Source organism: Paenibacillus sp. USDA918EY, from assembly GCF_009870825.1.
GTDB classification, from domain to species: domain Bacteria; phylum Bacillota; class Bacilli; order Paenibacillales; family Paenibacillaceae; genus Paenibacillus_AQ; species Paenibacillus_AQ albilobatus.
Window position 1 is genome coordinate 24,038 of sequence record NZ_WTWY01000004.1, and the last position, 20,821, is coordinate 44,858.

Genomic DNA, 20,821 nt, shown 5'->3' on the forward strand with positions numbered 1-20,821 from the left:
CAAGGCAGGATAAGCTTTTCGGAGCGTTATTTTTTCTCGAAATATGACGCCGGAGACGGGGCGGATTCTCCCGCCTTATTGACGGCCGTAACCCGGAAATACCCCGCAACCGGAGCTGCGGATGTATATTGGAAGCCCGGTTCATGGCTTGTGCCGATTTTGGCATACGGCCCGGTTGGTTTCTCGCTGGAATAAACGTAGTATTCCGTAACGTTCTCTTCGGGATTTGACGGATTCCATTGGAACAGGATTCCGTTGTCCAGCGCCGAAATCTGCAGGCTTACGGGCGGTGCCGGCACTTGCGGCGGGTTTGAGTCCGTGTTGGACTGACCCGGAACGTCCTGATCGTTCGAGCCCGGATCGCCCGGATTCTCCGGATCGGTCGGAGGCGTGACCGTTCCATTCCCTTCAGGGCCCCCGACGGTGCCGCTGCCCAAACTGTTTACCGTCGCGCTTGGTCCCGACTCCTTGCCTGCGACATCGACGGCCGTCACATAAAATGCCGATCCGGCGTCTGCAGGGCTGGTGAAGGAGGTCGAAGCGCCTGCCAGCACCACTTTTCCCGTGTTTTGGAACGGACCGCCGTTTTTGGAAAGGTACAGCCGGTAACCGACGACGTCGGCTTGACCGGAAGGATTGAAGGTAATGGTCGCTTTGCCGCCGTTTAGAGCCATTCGAACGTTGATCGGCGCATCCGGCGCGGCTCCGTCATCTACGCGCGGGTCGATTTCGGTCGGCATATCCTCGCCTGCATCCCGCGGAATATAATACGATAACGGCTGATGTCCGCCGCGCATTTTGGCAAAAGCAGCCTCCAGTTCTTTGATCAGATCCGGAATCGGCTTCTCGCGCTTGACTACCGTTTTTTCCGAAAGCATATCCTCAGGCGTTCCATCCCTAGGGATGTAGTTGACCCCGTTATACGTAATGTATTTGACTTTGGCGATGCCGTCATCGCCTTCTTTCGGCACGTATTTAATGTTAAACAGATCCGTCACGAATTTATCGGTTAAGGAAGTCGGAAGCTTTCCGCTGTATGCGGACACCGTTTTGGAGACGATGCCATCGGGTTTATCGAATTTCGCGGTTTTGAACAAATCCGGCTCTTGTTCCGTCACCTCATTCATGATCAACGTCCAGATCGATTGGGCGCGTTTTCTGGCCGGTTTGGTCTCAAGCACGTTTTTCGGCTCCTTGTAACCCGCCCATACCCCGAGCGTGACGTCGGGAGAAAATCCGACGAACCAAACGTCGGCATAGTTTTGCGTCGTACCGGTTTTTCCGACGACCGGCACGGTTTTGAAATGTTTATAGTTTTTGCGGACGACGTCGCCCGTGCCTTCCGTAATGACGGTCCGGAGCATATCGGTCATGAGATAGGCCGTTTGCTTCGAAAACGCCTGAACCGGTTTGGCTTCATGCTGGTACACGATGTTGCCGTTCGAATCCACGATTTTTTCAATCATGTAGGCGTCGTTAAACGTACCCTGATTGCCAATCGCGGAATAAGCGTTGGTCAGCTCCTCAACGGTTACCCCGTACTTTAATCCGCCGAGAACACCGGTTTGGGCCGAATAATCCTGTTTCTGGATGGTGGTGATTCCCAACTTTTTAGCAAAAGCCCACGCTCCGTCAATGCCAACGACGTTGTTGTACAGCTTCAATGCAACCGTATTAACCGATTTGTTCAAAGCCGTGCGCGCTGTCATCAATCCGCTGTAACCCGAAGTCGAGTTTTTCGGGATATGGAAGCCTTTCTGGCCGTCCTTCAAAATGATCGGCGCGTCGTCCACAACGCTTGCAGGCTGGATGGCGCCGGACTCGATGGCGGGCAGATAAGCGGCGATCGGTTTCATGGCCGAACCCGGCTGGCGAACCATCTGCGTCGCGTAGTTCATCTGTTCTTTGTTGAAGTCACGGCCTTCGAGCATGCCCAAAATAGCGCCCGTCTTGTTGTCGATCAACATGGCGGCGGTTTGCTCAGGGCCTTTTGTTTTGCTGTCCGGACCGAAGTTTTTATCGTTTTCGCCGATTTTATGCATGGAATTGTATACGCGTTTGTCGATGGTCGTGTATACCCGGTATCCGCCGGTTTTCAGCTGCTGATTCGCCGCCTCCAGCAGATCGCTGTCTTTTGCGGACGGATCGTTCGGATCTTTGCCGGCTTCCTTCAAATTGAGCTCCATCAAAATTTCCGAAGCTTGGCGTTCCGTCTCCATCATCAGGTAAGGATAGGTCGAATACGCCTTTTCGACGCGCGGAGCCAGCGCTTTGCGGATATCGAAAGCCATGGCCTCCTTGTATTGCGCTTCGGTGATTTTGTTTTCCTCCCGCATGCGGCGCAGCACGAGGTGCTGGCGGTCCAGCGCGCGCTTGAAGGCGTCGGCGTTGAAATCGCCCTTGGAATTAAAAGCGGAATATCTCGTCGGAAGCTGAGGCAAGCCCGCTAGATAGGCCGCTTCAGCCACATTGAGCTGGTTGAGATCATTAATATTGAAGATGCCTTTTGCAGCCGCTTTAATTCCATACAAATTGTATCCGCTGGAGCCTTTGCCGAAAGGAACCTTGTTCAGGTAAGCGGTTAAAATCTCTTCTTTTGTCATGAACCGCTCAAGGCGGAGCGCAAGCAAAATTTCCTTGATTTTTCGGTCATCGGTTTTGTCGAGGCTCAGAAAAACGCGTCTCGCCAGCTGCTGCGTCAGCGTGCTGCCGCCCGTCTGGACGGATTCATGAAGCACTTTTTGCCTGACGGCACGCAGCGTGCCGTTCATGTCGACGCCGTTATGTTCAAAAAAGTGGTTGTCTTCTATGGAAATGACCGCGTCGACGACAAGCTTCGGAATTTGCTTGTATTCCACGGGGCGCCGGTCCTCATCCGTACGGATCTGGCCGATCGGCGTCTGCTGGTCGCGGAAATAAGCGAAGCTGGTGATGGCGTTTTCGCTCATTTTCTGGTCGATCAGTTCCCTGGAACGGACGGGTTCGTCCTTGACGATATGAGCGACATAACCCACGGCGGTCCCTCCGACGAACAGGGCTCCCATCAGGCCTACGACAAACAGCCAAAGGATGACCAGGCCCGTGACCCGGGCGTAGGACCGCCTTGGCTTCGTGGCCGGCTGTTTATCAGGTTTTTTATTGTTATTTTCAACCATTCGCGTGCGTTCCTCCTTTTAACGGAACTATTATAGCATAATTTGTTGATTTTGAATGCAGGGAGCGAATGAGGGTTTTTTTTCGTGAGAATTGACATATTTAGAGGGCAAACAGTACAAAGAATGCGGGGTTTTGCCCGTCCCATAAACGGCAAAAAGCCCGGAACCCCATGGTTCCAGGCTTTCTTTAAGGCAAAGATTAACGGTTGTAGAATTCGACGATTTGTTTTTCGTCGATGTCTTGGGAAAGCTCTGCGCGTTCAGGCAAACGGATGTATTTGCCTTCCATAGCAGCTTCGTTGTATTCCAGGTAGCCAGGAAGATGGCTGCGGTTTTCCAACGCTTCCTTGATGGAAGAAAGGCCGCGGCTTCTTTCGCGAAGGCCGATCACGTCGCCGATGCTTACCGCATAGGAAGCAACGTTGACTTTTTTGCCGTTTACGGTGATGTGGCCGTGGGAAACGAGCTGACGCGCACCTGCACGGGAGTTAGCGAAGCCAAGACGGTAAACGAGGTTGTCCAGGCGGCTTTCCAGCAGGAACATGAAGTTTTCGCCGGCGATCCCTTGCATTTTTTGAGCTTTGTTGAAAAGGGTGCTGAACTGCTTTTCACCCAAACCGTACATGTGGCGCAGTTTTTGCTTTTCAGCGAGCTGCATGCCGTAGTTGCTCACTTTTCTCCGTTGGTTAGGACCATGTTGTCCCGGAGGGAAAGGGCGCTTCAATTCTTTGCCTGTACCGCTCAGGGAGATGCCCAGACGGCGGCTCAATTTAAACTTTGGACCTGTGTAACGTGCCATGTTATAGTAGACTCCTTTATTTTCAAATAATGTGAAATAGGGCTCTATTTGCGCCGGGTTAGTTGATTGTGCTAGCCTTAACTGGCAGCAGCACCTGATTGAAAAGTTCAGCCGCTGTTCGATCAGCAACAAACCGCGAGAGGGTGACACAACGTTACGCCCAAATTAGACTGTCAATGCAGTCTTGTTCAACAATAGATTTTATACGAACGGTTATGGCAAAGTCAAGTCCTGAGAAATATCGAGAAACGTCTAATTTTGTCGATAGGCCTATGGTCCCAAAAAACTAGGACAAAATCTCTGAAATTTTGATGCAAAATCAGATTGAAGAGAGTAGAATAAGATTATTATGATCGTTATTCGAGCAATCTTATCGTTATTTCGACCGTTTGGTGCCGTACAGAACAGCTTTTAACACGGTAAAAAGGAGCGCCCGTTTATGTCAGAACATCAACAAGATTTTTCCAGACATCAAAGCTTATTTCAGACAAATATCGAAATGGCGTCTCCGAGCGAACCCTCCGATTCGTGGTTGAAGGAGATGGACATCACCGTACACGACCTGCCGTACGTTCGCGACGTGCTTCTTCAATCCTTCGAGGATTGGATGAAGGAAACGGGAGAGCTGTCATTTTCGAAGCGATCCGGCTGGGCCGTGTTTGATCACGAGGGTGCTTACGTATGCGGCGAAAAAACGGTACATGATGCGATAACGGGGGATTGCCCGGATCTTTTGCGGAAGTGCGTATCGACCCACGAGATGGTTTGCGGCGTCGTCGAAAACGCCGGCCGTTCCGCGTATGCAGGGCAAAGGCTGTGCCTGGTGCCGGTTCTTTCGCGGAACGGCCGCCTGCTCGTAGCCATGCTCGCCTGTGTGCTTCCGCCGGACCGGCGGAAGGATGCCGGCCTGGATACGGTCCTCGCGACCGCGCTCCATTACCAATCCTGCTTTTACAGGCGGTATGAATACATATTCGTATCCGACGTCATGAAAGTGCAAAGAACCGCCGAACGCGAAGCGAGCCGCCGATCGCTCCTGTTCCAAATCATGCAACGGATGCATGACCAGATCGACGTCGATACGGTACTGACCGAAGTGCTCGACAGCATCGCGATGTTATATCCTTCCGTCGAGCTCAGTCTCATGATGTCCCAGGACCATCAGCACAGCAATCCGAAGGTGAAACCGCTCGTATTCCATCCGTTTGGCGAGGACATTTGCGTGCGCGCCTTCATGGATGGAAGATTGACCGTTCAAGACTGCGCGGAGGGCGGGGATTGCGCCGAAATCGCCATCCCTCTTGGAGGCAAGCAAGGGATCTACGGCGTGTTTCATCTCAAAATGTCCCGGGAGCTCAAGGAAGACCTCGATCTGCAGCTCATCACGATGATGATCGATACCGCCGGCAACGCTTTTGAAAACGCCAAGCTGTACGAGCAGTCGAATTTGCTGATCCATGAGCTCCGGCTGATCAACGAGCTGACGCAGCGGCTTAACCAAAGCCTGCAGCTTGCCGACATTTACAAGCTTGCGACCGGGGAGCTTCTGAATATATTTAACGCGGACTTCTGCTGCTTCCTTCAGTTCAATGAGGAGAGGAGCATGCTCGAGGTCATGTCATGCAACGAACCTTCGCTTTCGAAGGACTTTTTCAGCAAGGATTACGGCTTCGGCGGCCTGGTATACGAAAAAAAAGAGCCGATCATTTTATCGGACTACCATCTGAACACCAAAGTATCCTCCAAGCTGATGGAAGTGACCGGCTCGCAATCGCTGATCGCGACGCCGCTGACCGTCAACGGCAAGGTCATCGGGGCCATATTGCTTACGCACCGAAGCCCGCACTTCTTCTCCTATGACAACTATCGCCTGCTGCAAACGCTCGCCAGCCATATCGGGCTTTCGGTGAGCAACGCTTTGCTGCATGCCGAGCTGAGGCGCATGGCCAACCGCGATATGTTGACCGACATGTACGCCCGCCATTATCTCGACGAAGCGATCCAGCATTCCCAGGCCAAAGATTTCTGCGGCTCCTTGATCGTCGTGGACATCGACCAGTTCAAGCAGGTGAATGACACCTACGGCCACCAAAAAGGCGACAATATTTTGAAGCAGGTCAGCGAAATTTTGAAAACGTCCATCCGGCCCGTCGACATTCCCGCAAGATGGGGAGGCGAAGAACTCGCCGTTTATTTGCCGCAGCTCGGCGTCCATCAGGCGATGAAGGTGGCGGAGACGATCCGGACGCGGGTAGCAAGCGAAACCGACCCGGGCGTGACCGTTTCGAGCGGGATTGCCGAATGGTGCGTCATCGACGGGAAAATCAGCGTGGACAGCCTGTTTTACCGCGCCGACATGGCGCTGTACCGCGCCAAAAACAGCGGGCGCAACCAGATTCAAATCGAGGACATGAACGAATGAGAAGAGCGATTCTGTACGGTCTGCAGACGCTCTTTTTTGCGTTATCGGCATTCCCGGACGGAAGAGCCTGCCGTAGTTTGGCGATGCCACGGCGCCAGGCTTCGTTTAGACGGAACGGGCATTTTCCGGCAAGCGCTGCATAATCGTTTGCGGCAAAGGCAAGCCTAAGCCCAAAAGTCCGAGAAGAGGGATGTCTGATGAACAAAAGGGAGCTCTGCCGCGGATTTGCCGCATTGCTGATCCTGTGCGCGTGTTTGGCGGGCTGCAGCATGAATCCGAAAAGCCCCGAGCAATGGCTAAAACAGACGACCGGCGGATTGGCCGGCATCGATTCCTTTACGTTTAGCGGGGAGGCGGCCGTGCGAACCCAATCGCAAAAAGGCTTTCGCGAAAGCATGGCCTACGAAGGAATTTTGACGGAGCACGACAAGCTGACGATCCGGAGCATGCTGCCTGCGCAGGCGGCCGGCAAAGGGGCAACGCAGACGGTCAGCATGAGCAATTACCATGCGGCCGAATCCGGCTTCCGCCGCCAGGACGGCCATTGGGTCCATCTGTTTAGCGAGGGCAGCACGGCGCTGGGGACGTCCCTGGCCCGCTTTAATCCGCTGGCGCAGCTCGACGCGATCAACAAGCTGCCCAAAGAGGTCAGGGAGGCCTCCGGCGCTGCGCGCGGGACCAAGGTGCTGCGGATCGAGCTTGCCCCTTCGGCGGCCAAAGCATGGCTTTCCGAGCAGCTGGAGACCGAAATGGATGCGATCCGGATGCAGGCCGAGAAAGCCGCTTTGGGCCGCCCCGCCCAGGAAAAAAGGCAGCTGGCGGACGCATGGAACAAAGGCGACGGCCAAATGAAGCAGATGCTGGACCAAGCGGAAGTCGGCATCGTGTATTATTTGACGATCGACAAGCGGTCCGGTTTTCCCGTGAAGCTATCCTCCGAAAGCAATATCCGCTACCTCAATCTGCATCGCCAGGAGGAGCATGAACAATTGGTTAACAACGTCGTTTTCCATCCCTAACAGGCTTGAGCGTTTTTAGCCATAAAAAATTGTCATTTCCGAAAGGCCCCGCAGGCCGCCGAACCGGCTTCAAAGCCAAGGCTTCGCTTGGCGGGGTTATTTTCACTGTTTGAAGCCTGAAGAAAGTGCTACAATAGGAGACGAATAAATTAACCTTTGTTCAAAAAAACATGAAATCAGCGCGGATTTTTTAGGAGGAATAACAGATGCGTGATCCGAGAATTCAGAAACTTGCCGAAAATCTGGTCGGCTATTCGGTCAACGTTCAGCCGGGCGAAAATGTGCTCGTCGAAATGATCGGTCCCGAACGGGATTTGCTCAAAGCCGTGATCGAAGAGGTACATAAACGCGGGGGCAACCCGTTCGTTGAATTGACGGACCGGACGGTACAGCGCGCGATGCTCATGAACGCGACCGAAGAAATGATCCAAACCTGGGCCGAATACGATTTGGAACGCATGAAAAAGATGGACTGCTATATCGGCATCCGTTCCGGCGAAAACGTAAACGACCTTGCGGACGTGCCTGACGATAAAATGCGGTTGTTTAACCGGCTGTATAACCATCCCGTCCATAGCGGACAACGCGTCAACCATACGAAATGGGTCGTTCTCCGTTATCCGAATGCCAGCATGGCGCAGCTGTCCAACCAAAGCACGGAAGCGTTCGAAGACTTTTACTTCAATGTGTGCAACCTGGACTACGCCAAAATGGACAAAGCCCAGGACCCGCTTGCCGAGCTGATGAGAAAAACGGACAAAGTCCGCATCGTCGGACCGGGAACGGACCTGACGTTTTCTATCAAAGGCATCGGCGCAACCAAATGCGCAGGCGAGAAAAACATCCCTGACGGCGAAGTATACAGCGCTCCCGTCCGCGATTCCGTCAACGGAACGATCAGCTACAACACAAGCACGGTTTACCAAGGCATTACCTTCGAAAACATCAAATTTACGTTCAAGGACGGCAAAATCGTCGAAGCCACAAGCAATGACACCGAGCGCTTGAACCAAATCCTCGACTCCGACGAAGGCGCCCGTTATATCGGCGAATTCGCCATCGGCTTCAACCCGTATATTTTGCATCCGATGAAGGATATCCTGTTCGACGAAAAAATCGCAGGCAGCATCCATTTTACGCCGGGTCAAGCTTATGAGGATTGCGACAACGGCAACCGTTCGTCGATCCACTGGGATATCGTTTTGATCCAGCGTCCGGACTACGGCGGCGGCGAAATTTACTTCGACGACGTGCTGATCCGCAAAGACGGCCTGTTCGTCATCGACGAGCTGAAGGGCTTGAACCCCGACCGGTTGGTGTAATCGGGAAAACAAGCCAGAAATCCCTTGCACGGGAAAGCGGATTCAATGTATCATGAAATTGCAGCATGAATATAATACCTGATACCAAAAGCTACGGAGGGATCACTATGTCCAGTAATAACGCAGCTGTAGTGGAAATCGCCCAAACGGCGGGCAAGTTTACTTCGTCCATCGTGCTTCAGGCCGACAACAAGTACATTGACGTCAAAAGCATTTTGGGTTTGTTTACGACCCTTGTAAGCAATAAAGGCTATGAGCTTCACGTTCATGGTCCGGATGCGGACGAGGCAAAAGCGGCCATGAAGGAAGTATTTGCGAAACATGGCTTGAAAGTCGAAGTCGTGGAAGAATAATGATCGAAAGAAAGCGTCCTGCCTGAATAGGCGGGGCGTTTTTTTTAGGGATCATAAGGCTAACATCATATCATTTCAGCCGCGGATCCATGGGAAAATGCCCGCTTAAAAACGGCCCGGACTCTATGAAAGGCAGACTGCCGGACGTTTTTATGACGAGGTTCTTGTATTGGGCTCTGATTTCGTCTAATATTAAAGGAGAGAACAAGGGTGTGACTTTTGGACATAGGGGGGAAGATGCATGACTTCTTCTGAACTTCAGGAACAGTTGAACCTGAAAGCAATCAGTCTTCTGCAAGAAGATGCAGATAAAATACAGAAGCTTATCGAAGTACAAATGGAGAATCTGGCAACCCGCTATTGCCCTCTCTATGAGGAAGTGCTGGACACCCAGATGTACGGTTTTTCTAAAGAAGTGGACTTTGCGGTCAGAGCGGGGCTGCTCCCCGAGACTGCAGGCAAACAGCTTGTCAGCCAGCTTGAACGCAATCTGGCGATCCTCTACGAGGCGCTGAACAACAGGAAGGCGGAATAAGCCCGTTCCTTTTTTGGGTCCGAAGTTAAAAAGCATGAACTTCCATAACGGAGTCCATGCTTTTTTTGTTGGGTCAGACCATAAAGAAAGAAACGCCGAGAATGACGTAAACGACGATGAGCATCAAACCTTCGTACCAGTTGGTTTTACCGTCCTGGATGATCGATTTGGCGATAAACACCGACACCCCGATCGCCAGCAGCTCGATGGCCGTAAATACGAGGTTCATCGTGTTTCCGAAGAAAAAGCTTGCGAACACGAGGACAGGAGCGACAAACAAGGCGATTTGCAAGCTGCTGCCGACGGCGATTTCGACGGCCGCCCCGATTTTGTTTTTCATGGCCAGCATGACGGCGGCGCTGTGTTCCGCGGCATTTCCGATGATGGCTACGAGGAAGGCGCCGACAAACAGCTCGCTGAGGCCGAATTTGCTCGTAAACGTCTCCAGCGTGCCGACAAGCCATTCGCTCACAAAAGCAACCATGACCGTGGCGACGATGAGATAAAGAACGGATCTGCCCTTGGACCACTCGGGTTCATGCTCATGCGGCAGCTCCTCGTCCGAATCCTCCGTCACGTCGGCAAGGTAATCTTTGTGCGTGATCATGGAGAAGACGAGCCAGAAAACGTAAGCCACGATCAGAATCCCTGCCACGATAAGGCTGAGCAGTTTGGAATCGCTGGTCGTGATGGCGTGCGTGTTCAGGAATACGGCCGGAACGAACAAGGAAATGACCGCCACGATCATCAGCGAGCCGTTCATGCCTGCCAGCGAAACGTTGAATTTCTGGATTTTGAATTTGAGCCCGCCCGCAAAAATGCTCAAACCGAGCACCAACAGCAGGTTGCCGATGATGGAACCGGTCAGGCTCGCCTTCACCATATCGAACAGCCCTTCTTTAACGAGAAAAATAGCGATGATCAGCTCGGCCGCGTTTCCGAACGTGGCGTTCAGGAAGCCGCCCAGCCGCTGCCCCGCATAGTGTGAGACGCTCTCGGTGGCTTTGCCCAGAAACCCTGCGACGAAGATGACCGCAATGGCTGCGAGAATGAACTGGATCGTCGAATCCCAGCCGGCGTAATGGGCGATGCCGCTAAGAACGAAAAATACGATCAGCAGCAAAGGGCTTAACCATTTTTTCAAATTTCGACACCTCGTGATATGTAAGATCAACATTCTTTCTCAATATACCCAAAACGTGCTAAATTGTAAACAAAACGCAGGTCCAATATTTGCTTTTGCTCCCTGTCGTGATTTACAATAATTGATAATGAGATGAAGGAGGAAGGGGAATGACTGAACAACTTCAATTGGAGTCCGGAACGATCCGGATCGCAGATGATGTCGTATCGAAAATTGCCGGTTTGGCAGCGCTGGAAACCCCTGGCATTGCCGCTATGTCGGGCGGTCTTTCGGAAGGCTGGGCCAAACGCCTGAGCGGCAAAAACGTGCAGAAAGGCGTCACCGTGGAAGTAGGGCAGCTGGAAGCCGCGATCGATCTCCGGATCATCGTGTTGTATGAAACGCCGATCCACGAGGTATGCCGCATGCTGCAGCAAAACGTGCGCACGGCGGTGGAAAGCATGACGGGATTGCGCGTCGTCGAAGTGAACGTAAAGGTCGAAGGCGTCGCCTTCAAGGACGACGAAATCGAGGACGTGCCTACGCGCGCGAAATAAGGCGATCGGATCAGAGAACATAGGGCTTATCCCCGCAATGTCGGACGGCGTTGACGAATTTTGCGGGATGGCCCGGCAGAAAAAAAGAGACTACACGGATTTCCGGTAGTCTCTTTTGATTTGCACGGATTTGACGACTTCCTGTTTCGCCGGCTGGTTGACCGACCGCGAAATGCTCAGCATGATCCCCATGGCAAACATCATGATCAGCAGGGAACTGCCTCCGTAACTGATGAATGGAAGGGTAACCCCGGTCAAAGGGATGGTTTGCGACACGCCGCCGATATTGACGAAGGCTTGGATGGCGAAAAGGCCCATGACGCCGATGCCGACGAGCGTTCCGAATGGATCGGGGCACCTGAGCGCGATGACGATGCCTCGCCATAGAAAATACAAGTAGACGAGCAGGAAAAGGCTTGTCCCGATAAAGCCGAACTCTTCCGCCATGACGGGAAAGATGAAGTCATTGTACGGGTTTTTGATGTAATTCAGCTTTTGGATGCTTTTGCCGAAGCCCGTGCCTGTCAGCTGCCCGTTTCCGATGGCGGTCAATGACTGGATCAGGTTGTAGCCCGATCCGTCCTCATCCTCGTAAGGATCGATCCAGGCGGTGATCCGTCCCATTTTGTAGTCGGCGCGTTGCGTCTGCGGCTCATCGCTGTGCGTGATCGATTTGATCAGGTAATTGGCGCCGAGCACGAGGCTCGCTCCCAATACGACCAAGGCGAACGATCCGAGCATATGCTTCAGGCTGGCTCCTCCCGCATAGATGATCAGCGCGCTGGTTGCCACCAGGATCAGCGTGGAGCCGAGGTCCGGCTGCATCATGATGAGCCCGGCCACGAAACCGACGATGACCATGACCGGAATATAACCTGTCCGCAAATCCCTGAAACGCTCTCCCTTTTTGACGATCAAAGCGGAAAGGTACAGGATGATGGTGATTTTGGCAAGCTCCGTCGGCTGGATCCCGAGCCCGGCGATCTGCAGCCAGCTTCGGGCGCCGTTGATGCCTTTCGTAAAAGGCACCGCCACAAGCAAGATCACGGTGAAGAAAAACATCGGCACAAACAGCTTTTTATATTTGCTGTAGTGGATGTTCATCGCGACAAACATGATTACGGTGCCGAGAACGGCCCACATAAACTGCTTTTTCGTGAAATAAAGCGGATCGAATTTAAATTTTTCGCTGGAAATGGTGAGGCTTGAACTGGCACTGAACACCATGACCAGCCCAAAACCGACCAACAGAAAAGTAAGGATTAGCAGCTGAAAATCCGGCGTACCTCTCTTCCTCGGTTGGGGTTTCTCCTGGCTCATGAGGGATCCGCCCTAAGCTTCCAGTGCAGCTTTGAATTGCTGGATTTTTTGATTGGCGACGTTCAGAATTTTGGAAGGAATCGGCGTCTCATATTCCAACCCGTGAGGGAATGTCGCTCTTCCCATGTAAACGGCTTCGATTTCCAGCACCGCATGCGGCTTTTCCAGCTTTCCTTCGACGGCGCGCGTGTTCATGCGCAGGAAATATTCCGAGTTCGTGTCTTTGTCTTCGATTTTATAATCGTATGTAGCACGGGTGTATTCCCACTGCCAGCGCACGAATCCCGTTTTTTCAGCTACTTCGTCCAAAAATGCCAGGTCGCTCTTCAGACCGACAAGTCCCGTATTTTCAAAAATCATCCTTCAAAATCCTCCCTTTAATTGCCTGTAAAGTTCTTTACTCATGATATTATGTTTCAAGCGCTTGTGCAAGCTTTGCCGGCGCACGCGGGACATACCCCATTCGCCGGGTTTCTGCTACAATGGAAAAAAGGCATTGTGGCCAGAAAGTGGAAAACAATGCGGTAGACATTCAATTTGGCGAGAGGACGTGTGGACATGAGAGAAGAGGCGATACTGGATGAGCTGCAGCCGCAAATGGTGGAATGGAGGCGCTTTCTTCACCGCCATCCCGAGCTTTCGTACCATGAACGGAAAACGGCGCAATTCGTGGCCGAAAAGCTGGGGGAGCTTGGACTTGGCGTAACGACCGGGATGGGCGGAGGTTACGGCGTCGTCGGCGTTTTAAAAGGCGGCAAACCCGGCAAAACGGTGGCGCTTCGGGCCGATATGGACGCACTGCCGATCCGGGACGAAAAAACATGCGAATACGCTTCCGAAGTCGAAGGAGTGATGCACGCTTGCGGCCATGACGGCCATACGTCGACCCTGCTCGGCGTCGCTGCCTATTTCAGCCGGCGGAAAGCGGACGTGGAAGGCGAGATCCGCTTTATCTTTCAACCGGCGGAAGAAGTGTGCCCTGGAGGCGCCCGCGGCATGATCGATGCCGGCGTGCTCGAGGGCGTCGACGTCATTTACGGGGTCCATTTGTGGACGCCGTTTGCGGCGGGGACGGCGGCAAGCGCTCCCGGACCGCTGATGGCCGCTGCCGACGAATTTTTTATCGATATTACGGGCAAAGGCGGGCACGGGGGCATGCCGCATGTGACGGTCGACAGCGTCGTGGCGGGAGCGGCCGTCGTCATGCAGCTGCAAAGCATCGTCAGCCGCACGGTGGACCCCTTGAAGCCGGCCGTCGTTACGATCGGCACCATCCAAGGCGGCAGCGCGCAAAACGTCATCGCGGAATCCTGCCGCATTACCGGGACCGTCCGCACGTTCGACGAAGAAACCCGGGCACTGATCCGCAAGCGGATTGAAGATATCACCCGTTTGACTGCAGAAGCCTACGGAGCCAAAGCGGATATCGAGTATGTCATGGGTTATCCGCCGCTTGTTAACGACGAAGAGGAAACCCGGCGTTTCTTCCGCGTGGCGCCGGCCGTCTTTGGAGGCGGCCAAGTGAGCGAATGCGCGAAAATCATGCCGGCCGAAGACTTCTCGTATTATTTGCAGCGGATTCCGGGCTGCTTCATGTTCGTCGGAGCGGGCAACGAGAGCCTTCAGGCGGTCTATCCGCACCATCACCCCCGGTTCGATTTCGACGAGTCGGCGATGCTTGGGGCAGCCAAGCTGCTTGTATCGATGACGCAGTCCTATCAGGGCTGGGAGTAGGATTAGCGGGCCCGGCGTTCGGCGCCGGTGCGAGATCAGGAATGATCTGGCGATCGTTGGGAAAACTTATATGTATCCACAAAAACGAAAGTTCACTTCCCAGGTGGGGAAGTGGACTTTTTCCATATGGAAAGGAGCCGAACATGAACGATCTTAAAGCCTGCATCATCCAGCGCGACCGCACGGTGCTGCTGGAATGCGGACATCCCGGATTCGAGGCGGCGCGGGAGAAGCTTTCCCGGTTTGCGGAGCTCGTCAAAAGCCCTTCCGCTTTCCATACCTATAGAATCACGCCGCTTTCTTTATGGAATGCGGCCGCCATGGGCTTCACCGCCGACGACATCGCCCGCGACCTGGAAGCCGTTTCGAGGTGGGGAATGCCGGCCGGGCTGCTGCCGGAAATCCGCGGGCTCGTGTCGAGATACGGCAAATTATGCCTGCAAAAGGAAACGGAGGGCGGGGAAGGCACGCTTTGTTTAACGGCTTCCGACAGCCGTTGTTTGGATGAAGCGTTGGCCGTCCCGGCGCTGTCGGGGATGAAGCTGGAGCGCATCTCTCCCACCCAAGCCCGGATTTCGGCCGAAGCAAGGGGACGCCTTAAACAGGAGCTCATGCGCTCCGGATTCCCGGTCCTGGATTTGGCGGGGTATCATACAGGGCAAGCGCTGCGGCTGGAATGGCGGCAGGCGGGCGGCGGGAAGCCGTTCGCCCTTCGAAGCTATCAGGAGGAAGCCGTGGCGGCGTTCGAGGGCGTTACGGGAAGCGGCGGCAGCGGGGTGCTCGTCCTTCCTTGCGGGGCAGGCAAGACGATCATCGGCATCGCCGCGCTGGAAAGGCAGCAGTGCGAATGCTTGATTTTGACGTCGAACACCACTTCGGTCGAGCAGTGGATCCGGGAATTGACGGAGAAAACGACGCTGGATCCGGCGGAGGTCGGCCAATATGCCGGCGAACGGAAGGAAGTGAAGCCGGTCACCGTCGCCACGTATCAAATTTTGACCCATCGGCGCTCCAAGGATGCCGAATTCGAGCATATGAGGCTGTTTAACGAACGCAACTGGGGACTCATCATTTACGACGAAGTGCATCTGCTGCCGGCCCCTGTCTTCCGGGCCACGGCGGATATCCAGGCGACGCGCAGGCTCGGGTTGACCGCCACCTTGGTCAGGGAAGACGGGTGCGAGGAGGACGTGTTTTCCCTGATCGGGCCCAAACGGTATGAGATGCCTTGGAAGGAGCTTGAAGCGAAAGGCTGGATCGCCCGCGTCGAATGCAGCGAAATCCGCGTTCCGATGGAACCGGCGCTGCGCGACACCTATTCTTTTGCCGCGGGAAAAGAAAAATTCAGGCTGGCGGCGGAGAACCCGGCCAAAACGGCGATCGTCAAGGATTTGCTGAAACGGCATCCGCATGCGGGGGTTTTGGTGATCGGGCAATATTTGGACCAGCTTCAGGCGCTTGCGTCGGCAATCGGGGCGCCGCTCATCACCGGCAGGATGCCCCAGCGGCAGCGGGCGGATTTATACGCGTCATTCAGAAAGGGGGAAACCCCCGTGCTTGTCGTATCGAAGGTGGCCAATTTTGCCGTGGATCTTCCCGATGCGTCGGTGGCCATTGAAGTGTCGGGGAGCTTCGGTTCGAGGCAGGAGGAAGCGCAGCGGCTGGGCAGGCTTTTGCGCCCGAAATCCGGGGACAACCGCGCCTTTTTCTACACGCTCGTGACCGAAGGCAGCAAGGAGGAGGAATTTGCCGTCAAACGCCAAATGTTCCTCATCGAGCAAGGGTATGAATATACGATCCATTCCGCAAGGGAGGTTAGGTCCGGAACATGAGCGTCGACCAATCGGCCGGATTCGAGGAATCGTTCGGCAAGCTCGCGGGTTGCGAGCTGGAGCTTTTAAAAGGGCTGGTCGGCCGGTTCGCCGGACAGCCTTTCGGCGAGCAGGCATGGGAAGGAATCGGCGGCATCGCCCGCACGGGCGCAGAACTGAAGCTGTCCTTCCTCCGGCTCCGAAAATACGGGTGGGTGCATGCCGTCAAAAAAGCCTGGGGCGAGCGGTTGTATTATATCCCGACGGAAAAGCTGGTCCGGCTGCTGCCGGCCCTGTATGTCCCGGAGCATAACGGCGCCGCCGAAGCCGGACTGGTTTTCCGCCAGGAGGCGGGGCCGGGCCTTCCGCTGGATCTGCTGCACGCGCTGGCCTTTGTCGCGGATCAGGGACTTCCCTTGACGGTAAAAGGGACGGTCCATAAAAAAAGCCTGCAAAAGCTGATGGAGCCGGTCTTTTTGAGCGATGAGCACGTGAAGCGCCTAGCGCTGCAATACGCGCACCAGGATGCTTGGGAGCCGGCGCCGGCCGTTTTGCTGGACCTGCTGTTATGCACGGGACTTTTATTCCCCGGAAACGGAGCTTTCGTACTCGAGGGGGAGCGGCTCCGGTCATGGCTCAGCTTGACGGAACGCGAAATGAACCGCATCCTGCTCCGCACCGTTATCGAGCGTTACGGCCCGAATGACGCGGGCCTGCAGCTTTTTCGTTATTTCACTTGCTTCCTCCCGGATGCCGGGGGGCGATGGATCGATGTTTCGTCGCTGCTGCGGTGGATGGAGGGCGAAGGCATGCTGCGCGCGGCAGCCGCCTCGGAACAAGCCGAGGCGTGGCTTTGCGCCCTTGCCGGATTCGGTTGGGGGGATGTCGCGGAAACGGCCGAAGGAGGATGCGCCTTCCGCTGGAACGTTGATGCGGCGCGATTGCTGCTTGAAGACGAACCCGAGGTTGAAGCTCCCGCATCAGGCTTTTTCGTGCAGCCGGATTTTGACGTGCTTTGCCCTCCGGACGTTCCGTTCCTGCTGCGCTGGAAGCTGCTTGCTTTTGCCGAGTTGGTTCAATGCGACCGCGTTTCGGTATACAAGCTGACCCGGGCCGGGATTGCGAAGGCGGCGGAGAAGGGAATCGGCGCCGCGGAGATTGTTCAGGTTTTGTCGGCAGGCGCCGCGGCGGAAATCCCGGGCCATGTTGCCGCGGCCATCGAGCAGTGGGGCAGGGAACTCGGCCGCACCCGGTTCGAGGAGGCGCTGCTTTTGTCATGCCTGACCGAAAGCGAAGCGGACCGGATTGCGGCGGCCCGTTCGCGCATCGAAGGCGCTCTGGAGCGGATCGGCCCCAAACATTTTATCGCCAAAACCTCCGATACGGCCAAAATACGCAAAATTCTTGAAACCATGGGGCTGGCTCCGCTAAAAACGATCGGAACCGGCGAACGCGCGCATCCGTCATATCCGCTGATCGGCGAAGAACCGGACGGGAAGGCCCGCGGCACCATGCCGTGCGAAAGCTTCCATGAGCGGCAGGGCGTCGTTTACGGCGGCCGGCATGTCCGTTTTTTCGATCCGGATCCCGACATCCCGGAGCCTGCTTCGTTGTTTCCCGGGTACGAAGGGATTCCGGCGAGATGGCTTCGGGACTACCGGAGTTATCACAGCTCCACCGCGCAGACGATCGTCGAGCAGGCCCAAAGCTGGCAGACCCGGATTTTGCTGAACCTGGGAGGAAAACAAGCTGAATTCGCTCCCACGGCGGTTCATTCGGGCCCGTGGCGGGCAGAGGGCGTTTTGCATGACTTGGAAACCGGAGCGTACGAGCGGCGCGAGCTGACGGCCGGGGAACTGAGGGAGCTGAAATTGATCGTTCCCGAGTTCGATTGAGGCGATGGAAAAGAGCCGAAATCCCTCTTCTTAAGGGAGACGGGTTATGATATGATAGAAGAGTCCACTGGATGACGGTGGAACTTTTTAAAGAATCGGGTTGAATTTCATGAGCGTATCAGAAGTGCAAACGATGGACATGGCTGCCGTACTGATGAACGCCTATGAATTAGGCGATATGATCAATCAGTCGGTTGAGGTGTCTGATTACTTATATTGGAAGCAGCGCGTAGACAGCAATCCTGCCATTCAGGAGCTGGTCCGGCTGCTGGCAAAAAAGAAAGAACTCTTCGATGAAACCCAGCGCTTCGGGCATTTTCATCCGAACTACCACAGCGCGAAGGACGAGGTGACGGCCGTCGAACAACAGCTGGATCAGTTCGAAGAGGTGGCGCGGTTCAAGCAGGCGGAAAAGGTTCTTGACGACCTGCTTCACCAAATGTCGGAAATGATCGCATATTCCGTTTCGGACACCATCAAGGTGCCGAGCAACGATCCGCTTCCGAAACGCGGCTGCGGCGGTGGCGGCAAGTGCGGCTGCGGCGGCTGAACCGGGCAAGAGACAGGGGACAAAGCGAGGTGGGAAAAGATGTTTGCAGAACGGACAGGTTATATTATATGGGTCACGGATATCAAAGCGGCCAGAAACCTTGAGAAGTACGGGACCGTTCATTATATATCGAGACGCATGCATTATGTCGTCATGTACGTCAATGCGGATCGCGCCGAAGAGACCGCCAAAAACATTCGCAGGCTTTCCTATGTGCGAAAAATTGAGCGCTCCTACCGGAACGAGATCAAAACGGAATATTCGAAGGATGTTCCCGACAAAACAAGATTTTATGGCCTATGACGGAACGGGGCCGTTCGTAGCCGCGGATGAACGCGGATTCCCATCCAAACAGAACGATGAGCTTTTCGCAAAAGCAGCCTAAGGGCTGCTTTTTTTTTTTTGCATGGACCAGCATCAGAAACGTTTCCGTTGGGGACAGCCGCCTTTGGGCGTCGCGGGGAGCAGGGAAGCTTTGTTCTGTTTTGGCGTGGCGCCGCTTTGTCGGATTGTCGCTTTTTAGTCTGAGAGCCATCTAAATCTATCGATTTTAAGACTTTTTTACTTGTGCAACATGTTGTTGTGATGTAATATAATAGGTAAAAATATCTAGATATAAAGTCCTATGTGGTGGAGAGTGATGTTCCATGCGCGACAAAGGAATGGAAAGATGGAGCACCTATGAACCATTCTACGTTGTTCTGGGCGATAAGAAGGTTGCTGACATCGTCATAACCAATCATGCAAAAACAAGATATAACGATCGCATCGAGCGCGGGGATCACCAGACGGACGACATTGCGGCATGGATGTGGGAATGTCTGAAGCAAAGCCGGATGCTCCCTTATTACCGAAATGAACAGGACGTTTATTTGATCGACGAGGATTTGGTCGTCGTTGCCGAGTTTACCGAGCTTGAGGGGGAATATGATATCACCGGCAATCCGTTGCATAAAATGATCGTGGTTACGTTTTTGGGCCGGATGTCCGAAACGATCGAACTGAGAGATTTGAAATCCTATTACTCCTGGCTTCGCCATTCCCGAAGAATGACGCTCATTAAAAATACGCGCAAACGCAGATAGCCTATTATTTTACATACGATGATGCTGCATGGCCGGCATGGGATCCGAGAAGGCGGGTTCCATGCTTTTTTGTGTTTCTTTTTTTTTTCGGCCAGAAGCCCGTCTCCCCGGTTCATTTGGCGGAAGCGTCCCGCTTCCTATACAATAAGGAAAAAGAACGATGGAATCAGGAGGAAAACTTTATGGCTGCTGCAACAGGAAGATGCGACCTGCATACGCACTCGCTGGCGTCGGACGGCATGCAAAGCCCCGCGGAAAACGTGCGGCTTGCCCGGGAGAGAGGGCTGGCGGCCATCGCCATTACCGACCACGATACCGTGGCGGGCGTGAAGGAGGCGATGGACGAAGGCGAGCGCTGCGGCGTCGCCGTCGTCCCCGGCGTGGAAATCAGCACGCGCGCGGGCGGAAAGGACATCCATGTGCTCGGGTATTACGTCGATTGCGGGAATGAAACGTTTCTGAAGAGGCTTGCCGGGTTGCGGAACACAAGGGAAGGGCGCAACGAAAAAATGATCGCGAAGCTGCAGGAGCTTGGCGTGGATATAACGATGGAAGAGGTCATCGCCGGACTCGGGAGGGAGCTGCGGCCCGACGAGACCGTCGGACGCCCGCATATGGCGGATGTGCTGGTAAGGAAAGGATATGCCCGCGATATGCGTGACGCGTTTGACAAATATTTGGGCGAAAACGCCCCTGCGTACGTGTCCGTGCCGCGGATTTCCCCGGAAGAAGCGTGTTTGTGGATCCGCGAGGCCGGAGGGACGCCGGTGCTGGCGCATCCGGGAATTTACGGCGACGATGCGCTTGTGGAGCGGATTTTGGAAAAAGCCAAGCCGGCCGGCATCGAGGTGTTTCATTCGGATCATCGTCCGGAAGACGAGAAACGTTATCAAGCGATGGCCGATGCCCACGGGCTGATCGTGACGGCGGGCTCCGATTTCCACGGGGCCAGGCAGGGCGTCGTGTTCCACGGCGACATCGGCAGCCGGACGGTATCGGCCGCGGTATTGGAGCAATTAAAGCGGGCGTCCGCCGGCGGCGGATCATGCTGAAGTGGACAAAAAAAGCTGCGCGTTTCTGCTTGAAGAGCAGAAGCGGCAGCTTTTTTGTTTTTGGCGAACAAATATGGCTCGGTCGCCTG

At 54.6% G+C, this 20,821-nt stretch carries 18 protein-coding genes; 13 read left to right on the forward strand and 5 right to left on the reverse strand.

Annotation, left to right across the window (positions count from 1 at the left end):
• Positions 1-26: 26 nt before the first annotated feature.
• Both GQY55_RS10055 and rpsD read right to left on the reverse strand, forming a co-directional pair.
• Complete coding sequence (locus tag GQY55_RS10055; protein ID WP_160040860.1) at positions 27-3,155, reverse strand: penicillin-binding protein 1A; 3,129 nt, start codon at positions 3,153-3,155, stop codon at positions 27-29.
• A 199-nt stretch (positions 3,156-3,354) separates the two neighbouring features.
• Positions 3,355-3,954 carry a 30S ribosomal protein S4 gene (rpsD, locus tag GQY55_RS10060; protein WP_160040862.1) on the reverse strand — a complete coding sequence of 200 codons (600 nt, stop codon included), beginning with the start codon at positions 3,952-3,954 and terminating at the stop codon, positions 3,355-3,357.
• Between the two features lie 439 nt (positions 3,955-4,393).
• Between rpsD and GQY55_RS10065 the strand changes: the two genes are divergently transcribed.
• From GQY55_RS10065 to GQY55_RS10085, 5 genes are all read left to right on the forward strand, one after another.
• Positions 4,394-6,376, forward strand: coding sequence for a sensor domain-containing diguanylate cyclase (locus GQY55_RS10065; protein ID WP_160040864.1), 1,983 nt, complete (start codon positions 4,394-4,396; stop codon positions 6,374-6,376).
• A 197-nt stretch (positions 6,377-6,573) separates the two neighbouring features.
• Positions 6,574-7,395, forward strand: a complete 822-nt coding sequence (locus GQY55_RS10070; RefSeq protein WP_160040866.1) for a hypothetical protein — start codon at positions 6,574-6,576, stop codon at positions 7,393-7,395.
• A gap of 206 nt (positions 7,396-7,601) precedes the next feature.
• Positions 7,602-8,717: an aminopeptidase gene (locus GQY55_RS10075; RefSeq protein ID WP_160040868.1), complete on the forward strand. Its 1,116-nt coding sequence runs from the start codon at positions 7,602-7,604 to the stop codon at positions 8,715-8,717.
• A gap of 107 nt (positions 8,718-8,824) precedes the next feature.
• The gene (locus tag GQY55_RS10080; protein ID WP_036707782.1) at positions 8,825-9,070 is read left to right on the forward strand and encodes an HPr family phosphocarrier protein; all 246 of its coding nucleotides are present in this window, start codon (positions 8,825-8,827) and stop codon (positions 9,068-9,070) included.
• Between the two features lie 241 nt (positions 9,071-9,311).
• Positions 9,312-9,605 (forward strand): YlaN family protein, encoded by a 294-nt coding sequence (locus GQY55_RS10085; protein ID WP_160040870.1) that lies wholly within the window; start codon positions 9,312-9,314, stop codon positions 9,603-9,605.
• A 73-nt stretch (positions 9,606-9,678) separates the two neighbouring features.
• Here GQY55_RS10085 and cax read toward each other — a convergent pair whose 3' ends face one another.
• Entirely contained in the window at positions 9,679-10,749 is a 1,071-nt protein-coding gene (gene cax / locus GQY55_RS10090; protein ID WP_160040872.1) for a calcium/proton exchanger, read from the reverse strand.
• A gap of 149 nt (positions 10,750-10,898) precedes the next feature.
• Here cax and GQY55_RS10095 point away from each other — a divergent pair, with 149 nt between their 5' ends.
• On the forward strand, positions 10,899-11,285 hold the full coding sequence (locus tag GQY55_RS10095) for an Asp23/Gls24 family envelope stress response protein (protein WP_160040874.1): 387 nt from the start codon (positions 10,899-10,901) through the stop codon (positions 11,283-11,285).
• 90 nt (positions 11,286-11,375) lie between these two features.
• Here the strand turns inward: GQY55_RS10095 and ftsW are convergent, their stop codons facing one another.
• Both ftsW and GQY55_RS10105 read right to left on the reverse strand, forming a co-directional pair.
• A complete protein-coding gene (gene ftsW, locus GQY55_RS10100) occupies positions 11,376-12,605 on the reverse strand; it encodes a putative lipid II flippase FtsW (protein ID WP_160040876.1) in 1,230 nt (409 codons plus the stop codon).
• A 12-nt stretch (positions 12,606-12,617) separates the two neighbouring features.
• On the reverse strand, positions 12,618-12,965 hold the full coding sequence (locus GQY55_RS10105; protein ID WP_160040878.1) for a YugN family protein: 348 nt from the start codon (positions 12,963-12,965) through the stop codon (positions 12,618-12,620).
• Positions 12,966-13,163: 198 nt separating this feature from the next.
• On the opposite strand from GQY55_RS10105, the gene GQY55_RS10110 reads away from it, so the two are divergent.
• From GQY55_RS10110 to GQY55_RS10140, 7 genes are all read left to right on the forward strand, one after another.
• Positions 13,164-14,339 carry an amidohydrolase gene (locus tag GQY55_RS10110; protein WP_160040880.1) on the forward strand — a complete coding sequence of 392 codons (1,176 nt, stop codon included), beginning with the start codon at positions 13,164-13,166 and terminating at the stop codon, positions 14,337-14,339.
• A gap of 143 nt (positions 14,340-14,482) precedes the next feature.
• Positions 14,483-16,171 carry a DNA repair helicase XPB gene (locus tag GQY55_RS10115; protein WP_160040882.1) on the forward strand — a complete coding sequence of 563 codons (1,689 nt, stop codon included), beginning with the start codon at positions 14,483-14,485 and terminating at the stop codon, positions 16,169-16,171.
• Entirely contained in the window at positions 16,168-18,045 is a 1,878-nt protein-coding gene (locus GQY55_RS10120) for a helicase-associated domain-containing protein (RefSeq protein ID WP_160040884.1), read from the forward strand. The genes GQY55_RS10115 and GQY55_RS10120 overlap by 4 nt, the downstream gene beginning before the upstream one ends.
• A 109-nt stretch (positions 18,046-18,154) precedes the next feature.
• Positions 18,155-18,595, forward strand: a complete 441-nt coding sequence (locus tag GQY55_RS10125; protein WP_160040885.1) for a YlbF family regulator — start codon at positions 18,155-18,157, stop codon at positions 18,593-18,595.
• Positions 18,596-18,634: 39 nt separating this feature from the next.
• Entirely contained in the window at positions 18,635-18,898 is a 264-nt protein-coding gene (locus GQY55_RS10130) for a YlbG family protein (protein ID WP_160040887.1), read from the forward strand.
• Positions 18,899-19,242: 344 nt separating this feature from the next.
• Complete coding sequence (locus GQY55_RS10135) at positions 19,243-19,680, forward strand: hypothetical protein (RefSeq protein ID WP_160040889.1); 438 nt, start codon at positions 19,243-19,245, stop codon at positions 19,678-19,680.
• 182 nt (positions 19,681-19,862) lie between these two features.
• Entirely contained in the window at positions 19,863-20,732 is an 870-nt protein-coding gene (locus GQY55_RS10140) for a PHP domain-containing protein (protein WP_160040891.1), read from the forward strand.
• The last annotated feature ends 89 nt before the right edge of the window (positions 20,733-20,821 follow it).

What these genes read in the sequence shown, in the direction of transcription:
- GQY55_RS10135 (WP_160040889.1), top strand. Translation starts at nt 19,243, where the DNA reads ATGCGCGACAAAGGAATGGAAAGATGGAGCACCTATGAACCATTCTAC.
- GQY55_RS10125 (WP_160040885.1), top strand. Translation starts at nt 18,155, where the DNA reads ATGAGCGTATCAGAAGTGCAAACGATGGACATGGCTGCCGTACTGATG.
- GQY55_RS10055 (WP_160040860.1), bottom strand. Translation starts at nt 3,155, where the DNA reads ATGGTTGAAAATAACAATAAAAAACCTGATAAACAGCCGGCCACGAAG.
- rpsD (WP_160040862.1), bottom strand. Translation starts at nt 3,954, where the DNA reads ATGGCACGTTACACAGGTCCAAAGTTTAAATTGAGCCGCCGTCTGGGC.
- GQY55_RS10085 (WP_160040870.1), top strand. Translation starts at nt 9,312, where the DNA reads ATGACTTCTTCTGAACTTCAGGAACAGTTGAACCTGAAAGCAATCAGT.
- GQY55_RS10140 (WP_160040891.1), top strand. Translation starts at nt 19,863, where the DNA reads ATGGCTGCTGCAACAGGAAGATGCGACCTGCATACGCACTCGCTGGCG.
- GQY55_RS10105 (WP_160040878.1), bottom strand. Translation starts at nt 12,965, where the DNA reads ATGATTTTTGAAAATACGGGACTTGTCGGTCTGAAGAGCGACCTGGCA.
- GQY55_RS10065 (WP_160040864.1), top strand. Translation starts at nt 4,394, where the DNA reads ATGTCAGAACATCAACAAGATTTTTCCAGACATCAAAGCTTATTTCAG.
- GQY55_RS10075 (WP_160040868.1), top strand. Translation starts at nt 7,602, where the DNA reads ATGCGTGATCCGAGAATTCAGAAACTTGCCGAAAATCTGGTCGGCTAT.
- GQY55_RS10130 (WP_160040887.1), top strand. Translation starts at nt 18,635, where the DNA reads ATGTTTGCAGAACGGACAGGTTATATTATATGGGTCACGGATATCAAA.
- ftsW (WP_160040876.1), bottom strand. Translation starts at nt 12,605, where the DNA reads ATGAGCCAGGAGAAACCCCAACCGAGGAAGAGAGGTACGCCGGATTTT.
- GQY55_RS10095 (WP_160040874.1), top strand. Translation starts at nt 10,899, where the DNA reads ATGACTGAACAACTTCAATTGGAGTCCGGAACGATCCGGATCGCAGAT.
- GQY55_RS10070 (WP_160040866.1), top strand. Translation starts at nt 6,574, where the DNA reads ATGAACAAAAGGGAGCTCTGCCGCGGATTTGCCGCATTGCTGATCCTG.
- GQY55_RS10110 (WP_160040880.1), top strand. Translation starts at nt 13,164, where the DNA reads ATGAGAGAAGAGGCGATACTGGATGAGCTGCAGCCGCAAATGGTGGAA.
- GQY55_RS10080 (WP_036707782.1), top strand. Translation starts at nt 8,825, where the DNA reads ATGTCCAGTAATAACGCAGCTGTAGTGGAAATCGCCCAAACGGCGGGC.
- GQY55_RS10115 (WP_160040882.1), top strand. Translation starts at nt 14,483, where the DNA reads ATGAACGATCTTAAAGCCTGCATCATCCAGCGCGACCGCACGGTGCTG.
- GQY55_RS10120 (WP_160040884.1), top strand. Translation starts at nt 16,168, where the DNA reads ATGAGCGTCGACCAATCGGCCGGATTCGAGGAATCGTTCGGCAAGCTC.